Raw genomic sequence first — 6,244 nt, forward strand, 5'->3', positions numbered from 1 at the left:
TCCATCATGCCGCTTCGGCGGCTTCCTCCCGGCGGCGGGCGTCGATCCGCTTCCGCGACGGCCAGCGCACGTCGTACGCCCAGCCGGCCTTCTCGAACCAGCGGATCAGCCGGGCGCTGGAGTCGATCTGGCCCTTCAGCACCCCGTGCCGGGCGCAGGTCGGGTCCGCGTGGTGCAGGTTGTGCCAGGACTCCCCGCAGGAGAGCACCGCCAGCCACCACACGTTGCCCGAGCGGTCACGCGACCTGAACGGGCGCTTGCCCACCGCGTGGCAGATGGAGTTGATCGACCAGGTGACGTGGTGCAGCAGCGCCACCCGCACCAGCGAGCCCCAGAAGAACGCGGTCAGCGCACCCTGCCAGCTCATCGTGACCAGCCCGCCGACCACTGGCGGAATGGCCAGCGACACGGCCGTCCACAGCACGAACTGGCGGGAGACGCGGCGGATCACCGGGTCCTTGATCAGATCCGGGGCGTACTTGTGCTGCGGCGTCTGCTCCTCGTCGAACATCCAGCCCACATGTGCCCACCACAGGCCCTTGAGCAGGGCGGGGACGGTCTCGCCGTAGCGCCAGGGGGAGTGCGGGTCGCCCTCGGCGTCGGAGTACTTGTGGTGCTTGCGGTGGTCGGCGACCCACCGAACCAGCGGCCCCTCCACGGCCATCGACCCGGCGACGGCCAGCGCGACGCGCAGGGGCTTCTTCGCCTTGAAGGCGCCGTGGGTGAAGTAGCGGTGGAAGCCGATGGTGATGCCGTGGCACCCCAGGAAGTACATGCCGATCATCAGTCCGAGGTCCAGCCAGCTCACCCCCCATCCCCAGGCGAGCGGAACCGCGGCCGCCAGGGCGACGAAGGGGACGGTGATGAACAGCAGAAGGGTGATCTGCTCGACGGAACGGCGCTGCTCGCCGCCGAGCGTGGCCGAGGGGAGCGGTTCCCCGGGCGTCACGGCGGACTTCGCGGTGCCTGCCGCGTCTTCTGTGCCTCGGGGGTTCGTGCGGAGCACGTCCGGACTGATCGTCATAGGTATTGCTCTCGTTTGAAACTAAGGGACGGGGGGTGCGTTACTTACGGTCCCGTAACCTACGCAATCGTAAGTATGGCAGCCGTGAGCGTGGGGGCAAGAGGGCCGCATGGTGGACTGGATGATCCACGCACTCCGGGGCGGCCTATCCTGGGAGCCGTCGGACAACGCGGTCCGTGACCTGCCAGAAGCATCGCCGCAAGGAGCCGCACCTGTGAGCAGTGCCGACACCTCCCCGAACCCGGTTGGCAAGAACCCTTCCCCGGCCGCGGAGGTCCCCACGGCGGGCCGTCCGGGTACCCCGGACGCCCGAGAGGAACCCAGCGTCCCCGAAGCCCCACTGGAGGCCACCCCCGAAGCCCGTGCCGAGACCAGCGCCGCCCTGCGGGCCGACATCCGCCGACTCGGCGATCTCCTCGGCGAGACGCTCGTCCGCCAGGAGGGTGCCGAGCTGCTGGAGCTCGTCGAGCGCGTACGCGCCCTGACCAGGACCGACGGCGAGGCCGCCGCCGCCCTGCTCAGCCGCACCGACCTCGCGACGGCCACCAAGCTCGTGAGGGCCTTCTCGACCTACTTCCACCTGGCCAACGTCACCGAGCAGGTGCACCGCGGCCGCGAGCTGCGCGTCCGGCGGGCCGCCGAGGGTGGAAACCTCGCCCGCACCGCGGACATGCTCAAGGACGCCGACCCCGCCCACCTGCGAGAGACCGCGGCGAACCTCGGAGTGCGCCCGGTCTTCACCGCCCACCCCACCGAGGCCGCCCGCCGGTCGGTGCTCACCAAGCTCCGCAAGGTCGCCGAGCTGCTGGAGAACACCGACCCCAACGAGCGCCGCCGCACCGACCTGCGGCTCGCCGAGAACATCGACCTGATCTGGCAGACCGACGAGCTGCGCGTTGTCCGCCCCGAGCCGGCCGACGAGGCGCGCAACGCCGTCTACTACCTCGACGAGCTGCACCGCGACGCCGTCGGCGACGTCCTGGAGGACCTCGCCGCCGAGCTGGAGCGCGCCGGAGCCCCGATCCCGCCTGCCACCCGCCCGCTGACCTTCGGCACCTGGATCGGCGGCGACCGCGACGGCAACCCCAACGTCACCCCCGCCGTCACCTGGGAGGTGCTGCTGCTCCAGCACGAGCACGGCATCACCGACGCGCTGCGGCACGTCGACGAGCTGCGCGCCGCCCTGTCCAACTCCATCCGCATCAGCGGCGTCACCGAGGAACTGCGCGAGTCCCTCGAGCGTGACCTCGAACTCCTGCCGGAGATCAGCCCGCGCTACAAGCGGCTCAACGTCGAGGAGCCCTACCGCCTCAAGGTCACCTGCGTCCGGCAGAAGCTGCTCAACACCCGCGAGCGCCTGGCCGAGGGTGACCCGCACGTGCCCGGCCGCGACTACCTGGGCACCGGTGAACTCCTGGCCGACCTGGAGCTGGTCCAGAACTCCCTGCGCGAGCACCGCGGCTCGCTGGTCGCCGACGGCCACCTGGAGCGCGTGATGCGCACCCTGGGCGCCTTCGGGCTCCAGCTGGCCACCATGGACGTGCGCGAGCACGCCGACGCGCACCACCACGCCCTCGGGCAGCTCTTCGACCGGCTCGGCGAGGAGTCCTGGCGCTACGCCGACATGCCGCGCGACTACCGGCGGCGACTGCTTGCCAGGGAACTGCGCTCCCGCCGCCCGCTGGCCCCGCAGCCCGCGCCGCTGGACGCGGCGGGAGCCAGGACCTTCGGCGTCTTCACCACCGTCCGCAGGGCGCTGGACACCTTCGGCCCCGAGGTCATCGAGTCCTACATCATCTCCATGTGCCAGGGTGCCGACGACGTCTTCGCCGTCGCCGTCCTGGCGCGCGAGGCGGGCCTGATCGACCTGCACGCCGGCTGGGCCCGCATCGGCGTCGTGCCGCTGCTGGAGACCACCGACGAGCTGCGCATCGCCGACGAGCTGCTGGACTCGATGCTGTCCGACCCCTCCTACCGGCGCCTGGTAGCCCTGCGCGGCGATGTCCAGGAGGTCATGCTCGGCTACTCCGACTCCTCCAAGTTCGGCGGCATCACCACCTCCCAGTGGGAGATCCACCGGGCCCAGCGGCGGCTGCGCGACGTCGCCCACCGCCACGGGGTGCGGCTGCGCCTGTTCCACGGCCGCGGCGGCACCGTCGGCCGCGGCGGCGGCCCCACCCACGACGCGATCCTCGCCCAGCCCTGGGGCACCCTGGAGGGCGAGATCAAGGTCACCGAGCAGGGCGAGGTCATCTCGGACAAGTACCTCATCCCCTCCCTGGCCCGGGAGAACCTGGAGCAGACAGTGGCCGCCACCCTCCAGGCGTCCGCCCTGCACACCGCGCCCCGCCAGTCCGACGAGGCACTGGCCCGCTGGGACGCGGCGATGGACACCGTCTCCGCGGCCGCCCACGGCGCCTACCGCGCGCTGGTGGACGATCCGGACCTGCCCGCGTACTTCTTCGCCTCCACCCCCGTGGACCAGCTCGCCGACCTCTACCTCGGCTCCCGGCCCTCGCGCCGCCCCGACTCCGGCGCGGGCCTGGAGGGGCTGCGGGCGATCCCATGGGTGTTCGGCTGGACCCAGTCGCGGCAGATCGTGCCCGGCTGGTTCGGTGTCGGCACCGGCCTGAAGGCGGCACGCGAGGCCGGGCTCGACAGCGTGCTGGACGAGGCCTACGGGCGCTGGCACTTCTTCCGCAACTTCCTGTCCAACGTCGAGATGACGCTGGCCAAGACGGATCTGCGGACCGCCCGGCACTACGTGGAGACGCTGGTGCCGGCCGGGCTACGGCACATCTTCGCCACCATCGAGGCCGAGCACGAGCTGACGGTGCGCGAGGTGCTGCGGATCACCGGCGAGCGGGAGTTGCTGGACGCCCAGCCGGTCCTCAAGCAGACCTTCGCCATCCGCGACGCCTACCTGGACCCGATCTCCTACCTCCAGGTCACGCTCCTGGCCAGGCAGCGCGAGGCCGCCGAGCGTGGGGAGGAGCCCGACCCGCTGCTGAGCCGCGCCCTGCTGCTGACGGTCAACGGTGTCGCGGCGGGTCTGCGCAACACCGGCTGACGCGTGCCGCCCGCGGGCGGCACGCGCGTGAGCGCGAACCGCGAAGGGCCTCTCTCCCGCCAGGGAGAGAGAGGCCCTTCGCCCCGTCATCGGCCTTGCGCCCGGCGCGGGCTCCTCACGGGATCAGCTCCCGGTGACCTCGCGGCGGCGCATCACCAGGTACGAACCGGCGCCCAGGAGCGCCGCGGTGGCCGCCGCGAGCGCGGCGACAGGAGTCCCGGAGCCGGTCTCGGCCAGGTTGCCGCCCCCGTCCGCCGGCTCCTCGCCGCCGGCCGTGCCCTCGGTCGAACCCTCGGCCGTCTCGCCGGTGGTGCCTTCGGTGGTTCCGCCGGTGGTGTCTTCGCCGCCGGTGGTGCCTTCGGTGGTTCCGCCGGTGCTGTCTTCGCCGCCGGTGGTGCCTTCGGTGGTGCCTTCGGTGGTTCCGCCGGTGGTGTCTTCGCCGCCGGTGGTGCCTTCGGTGGTGCCTTCGGTGGTTCCGCCGGTGGTGTCTTCGCCGCCGGTGGTGCCCTCGGTGGTCCCGCCGGTGGTGTCGGTGGCGGGGCAGGTGTGCGACAGGTTGAACTTGTCGTGCTTGACGCTGCCCTCGATCTCGGCCTCCACACCGACGAGCTTCGCCCCGGGCTCGGAGGCCGCGTAGGCGTGCTTGTCGGACGGCGGACCGAATTCGGTGATCGTCTGGGTGCCGCCGGGCTCGAAGGTGACCGTGAGCTCGACGAATACGGCCTTGTTGCCCGGCAGGACGAAGTGCCAGCCGTCCTTGTCGGCCGGGACGGTCGGGCAGTCGCCCTTCTCGAACTCGGCCGCGGTGATGGGCAGCGGCTGACGCAACTCGGGGGAGGAGGATTCCGTCGCGAGAGCGGGAGCGGCCGGAACCAGCGCCATGCAGGCCGCCGCGGCCACCGCTGCCGCACGCGTGGAAGTGGGAATGCGCATGAAGTACCACCTTTGGTGGCGGGGGTATCTGGGACGTGTGGGGAGTAAAGGGGGGTGATCGCAGCCTTTCCCGCCGCCTGGAACCGGTCAAGCGCGATGTGTCACGTCTGTCCCCATGCGCCACTCTTGCACCGGAGGATGTTGTGTAACAATCAGATCAATGTCAAGATCAAAACGCTTGAGACGGAGATGTACCGGAAAGCGCGGCTCACAGCAGCGCGAACGCCGCTCCCATCAGCGCAAGCCCCGACAACCCGGCCCCACGCGGTGCGCCGCATACCCAGGCCGCCCGCGATCACCGGTGAGGCCGGCACCAGCGCGCCCGCCAGCGACAGCCACGCGTACAGCGCACCGGCGGCGCCGGTACGCACCATCTCGGCTCCGCCCGGCCTCTGCGAACCGTACGCCCTCCCGGCCGGGCCACAGCGCCACCGGAAGCCGCTCACCGGCCTCGTACGACACCGGCGCCTCGAGGGCGACCTCCGGGTGCGCGCCCCCGGCGTGCGCCCCGGTGCCCCGCGATTCGGGCGCGGCCCGGGCGCGGCTCAGGAGTTGTAGGTACCCTGCGCCCGTTCCAGACCGTCCACCAGCAGGCACTCCACGGCGTCCGCGGTCCGGTCCACGAAGTAGTCGAGCTCCCTGCGCTCGGCGGAGGAGAAGTCCTTCAGTACGAAATCCGCCACCGGCATCCGGCCCGGCGGGCGGCCGATGCCGAAGCGCACCCGGTGGTAGCCGGGGCCGAGCGACTTGGTGATCGACTTCAGCCCGTTGTGGCCGTTGTCGCCGCCGCCCGTCTTCAGCCGCAGTGCCCCGTAGTCGATGTCCAGCTCGTCGTGGACCACGACCAGGTGCTCCAGCGGCACCTTGTAGAAGTCGCGCAGCGCGGTCACAGGGCCGCCCGAGAGGTTCATGTACGACATCGGCCTGGCCAGCACCACCCGGCGGCTCCCGGCGCCCGGAGCGCCCAGCCGGCCCTCCAGCACCTGCGCCCGCGACCGGTGGGCCTTGAACTTCCCCCCGATCCGCCCGGCCAGCAGGTCGGCGACCATGAACCCCACGTTGTGGCGGTTCGCCGCGTACTCCGGACCGGGATTGCCCAGACCCACCACCAGCCAGGGGGCGTCGGCGTCGCTCATCGTCATCTCTCCTACAGCTGGCCTACAGCGGACCTACGGGGAAAGCACCACGGCCGCCGGCCCGCGCCCACGGCGCGGGCC

General features: G+C 71.6%; 4 protein-coding genes. 1 reads left to right on the forward strand and 3 read right to left on the reverse strand.

Going from position 1 to position 6,244, the window contains the following annotated elements; all coding sequences use genetic code 11:
• Positions 1-4: 4 nt before the first annotated feature.
• Positions 5-1,024 carry a fatty acid desaturase gene (locus LJ221_RS06255; protein ID WP_241714490.1) on the reverse strand — a complete coding sequence of 340 codons (1,020 nt, stop codon included), beginning with the start codon at positions 1,022-1,024 and terminating at the stop codon, positions 5-7.
• 340 nt (positions 1,025-1,364) lie between these two features.
• Between LJ221_RS06255 and ppc the strand changes: the two genes are divergently transcribed.
• Entirely contained in the window at positions 1,365-4,094 is a 2,730-nt protein-coding gene (ppc, locus tag LJ221_RS06260; protein ID WP_241714517.1) for a phosphoenolpyruvate carboxylase, read from the forward strand.
• Between the two features lie 123 nt (positions 4,095-4,217).
• Here ppc and LJ221_RS06265 read toward each other — a convergent pair whose 3' ends face one another.
• Complete coding sequence (locus LJ221_RS06265) at positions 4,218-5,027, reverse strand: LPXTG cell wall anchor domain-containing protein (protein WP_241714491.1); 810 nt, start codon at positions 5,025-5,027, stop codon at positions 4,218-4,220.
• 545 nt (positions 5,028-5,572) lie between these two features.
• Complete coding sequence (gene pth / locus LJ221_RS06270) at positions 5,573-6,163, reverse strand: aminoacyl-tRNA hydrolase (protein WP_241714492.1); 591 nt, start codon at positions 6,161-6,163, stop codon at positions 5,573-5,575.
• Positions 6,164-6,244: the final 81 nt, after the last annotated feature.

Origin of the sequence: Streptomyces sp. CNQ085, from assembly GCF_022614595.1 — a bacterium.
Lineage (GTDB): Bacteria > Actinomycetota > Actinomycetes > Streptomycetales > Streptomycetaceae > Streptomyces.